This is a genomic window from Gemmobacter sp., assembly GCF_016792925.1.
Classification (GTDB): Bacteria; Pseudomonadota; Alphaproteobacteria; order Rhodobacterales; family Rhodobacteraceae; genus Gemmobacter.
This window is the reverse complement of record NZ_JAEULU010000077.1, coordinates 1-2,479: the sequence shown is the minus strand read 5'-3', so window position 1 is coordinate 2,479 and position 2,479 is coordinate 1. Positions and strand designations below refer to the sequence as shown.

Sequence of the window (2,479 nt, the reverse complement as noted above, 5' to 3'; positions counted from 1 at the left end):
GTTCGGGTTCGGGTCCACCTCGGAGAACACCGCGCGGCCGAGGCCCGCAGCCTCAAGAATATCAAGGGCTTGCACGGTGATCGGCAGCGAGGCCAACGCCTTGTCGGTCACCAGCAGGGGCTTTGCGATGCCAGCGGCCTTGCACTGCTCGGCCAGCTCCGCGATGCGGCCCACGCCGAATTTGATCGCGGTCGGGTAGGACCAGTTCCGGTTCGGAACGTTATGGGTCATTTCGTCACCTTTTTCAGATGGTAGGATTTCGGCCGGGTGACCGAATGGAAGCCGAGATAGGAGAGCGAGCCGCCGCGCCCGGTATCCTTGCAGCCGGTCCAGCACAGAGCCGGGTCCAGATAATCGCAGCGGTTCATGAAGATGGTGCCGGTTTCGATCTGCGCGCCGATGGCGGCGGCGGCGTCCGCGTCGGCGGTCCAGATCGAGGCGGTGAGGCCATAGGGCGAGTCGTTCATCAGTTTGATGGCTTCGTCATCGCCCGAAACCTTCATGATGCCGACGACCGGGCCGAAGGATTCCTCCATCATCACCCGCATGGAATGATCAACATTCACAAGGACTTGCGGGGCGAGATAGGCGCCGCCATCATCGGCGGGGAAGTTAGCGGGGTCGATCAGCGGCTTGGCGCCTGCGGCCACGGCCTCGGCGATTTGCGCCCGCACCACGGCGGCGAAACGCTTGTTGGCCATCGGCCCGAGGGTGGTCTCGGCGTCAAAGGGATTGCCGAGTTTCAGCCCGTTCACCCATTTCACCGCCTTTTCCACAAAGGCATCATAAAGCGATTCATGGACATAGACGCGCTCGATGCCGCAGCAGCATTGCCCGGCATTATACATGGCGCCATCCATCAGGCTGTCCACCGCCGCCTCCAGATCGGCATCATGGCGGACATAGCCGGGGTCTTTGCCGCCGAGCTCCAGCCCGGTGCCGGTGAAGGTGCCAGCGGCGGCCTTTTCGATGGCGGCGCCACCGCCGACCGAGCCGGTGAAGTTCACAAAGCCGAAGGAGCGCGCGGCGATCAGCGCCTCGGTCGTCGGGTGATCCAGAACAATATTCTGGAAAACGTCTTCAGGGACCCCTGCGGCGTGGAAGGCGGCGGCGAGTCGCTCGCCTACCTTAAGGGTCTGGCTGGAATGTTTCAGCATCACCGTGTTGCCCGCGATCAGGCCGGGCACCAAAGTGTTGATCGTGGTGATGAAAGGATAGTTCCATGGCGCGATGATGAAGATGACGCCGACAGGTTCGCGGGCCAGATAGCGGGTGAAGGTCTCGCCATCCTCGACGATTTCGGGGGCGAGGGTTTTCTCGGCAATGGCCGACATATAGTCCACCCGGGCATTCAGCGGGCCCCATTCGCCGCCAAAGCGGGTGGGGCGGCCCATTTGCCAGGCCAGTTCGGCCACCAGTTCATCCTTGTCTTCCAAGAGCTTAGCGACACCGGCCTTCACCAGCGCGATGCGTTCGGCCAAGGGCCGGGCGGCCCAGCCCTTTTGTGCGGATTTGGCGCGGGCGGCGGCGGCGAAGGCCGCGTCGCGGCTGACGGGCACGCGTTCCAGCCAGACCGAGCCGTCCACCGGCGAGATGAGTTGAATGGGGTTCATAAGGTCTTTCCTTTTCGGTCGGGCGGCGTGCGGTGCGGTCACCTTTGGCCGAATTGGGGCCTGTTGGGCAGGCGCCCGAGGGTTTTTGCGGTGTAACGGGCTATACGCTTTTGGCCTGATTTCGGGCCTGAGGGTAAGCGGCTGTACAGTTTGGGCCGATTTTGCGGATCGGCCCGAAACAGGGTCAAGCGCGATCAAAGCCGCGCTGGCGTTCCCAATCGGTGACGACGCGGTTTTGCTCGGCCAGCTCCCATTCGGCGGCATGGACATAGTGATCCACCACCGCATCGCCAAAGGCGGCGCGCAGCATGGCGGAGCGGTTGAGCGCGGCACTGGCGGCCCCGAGGGTCTTGGGGATCTCGCGCGCGCCGGCGGCGGCATACATGTCGCCCTTCATCTCGGGCTCCAGCGGCAATTTGCCCTCGATCCCGGCGAGGCCTGCGGCGAGAAGGGCGGCGCAGGCGAGGTAGGGGTTGAGGTCGGCGCCGCCGATCCGGCATTCGACGCGGATGGCCTTGCTGCCCTCGCCGCAGACGCGGAAGCCTGCGGTGCGGTTGTCGCAGGACCAGACGGCCTTGGTGGGGGCGAACATGCCGATGACGAAGCGTTTGTAGCTGTTGACGTAAGGCGCGAGGAAGGCGGTGATTTCCTCGGCATGGGCGAGTTGGCCCGCCATATAGTGCTTCATCAGGGCGCTCATGCCCTGCGGGTCGGTGCGGTCGAGGAAGGCGGGTTGGCCGTCCTTCCACAGCGACTGGTGGATATGGCTGCTGCTGCCCGCCTTGCGGTGGTCATATTTGGCCATGAAGGTGACCGAGGCGCCGTGCTGTTGCGCGATCTGCTTGCAGGCCAGTTTGATGATGCTG

General features: G+C 64.1%; 3 protein-coding genes. All 3 read right to left on the bottom strand.

What is annotated here, in order from left to right; translation table 11 throughout:
* On the bottom strand, positions 1-231 hold a 231-nt coding region (locus JNN06_RS04010; RefSeq protein ID WP_291238309.1), incomplete at its 3' end, for an iron-containing alcohol dehydrogenase.
* Positions 228-1,613 carry an aldehyde dehydrogenase family protein gene (locus JNN06_RS04005; RefSeq protein ID WP_291238308.1) on the bottom strand — a complete coding sequence of 462 codons (1,386 nt, stop codon included), beginning with the start codon at positions 1,611-1,613 and terminating at the stop codon, positions 228-230. The genes JNN06_RS04005 and JNN06_RS04010, both read right to left, overlap by 4 nt.
* 184 nt (positions 1,614-1,797) lie before the next feature.
* On the bottom strand, positions 1,798-2,479 hold a 682-nt coding region (locus tag JNN06_RS04000; RefSeq protein WP_291238307.1), incomplete at its 5' end, for a glutamine synthetase family protein.

Bases quoted from the DNA above. Each gene is read 5' to 3' on its own strand.
- JNN06_RS04005 (WP_291238308.1), bottom strand. From the start codon at position 1,613: ATGAACCCCATTCAACTCATCTCGCCGGTGGACGGCTCGGTCTGGCTG.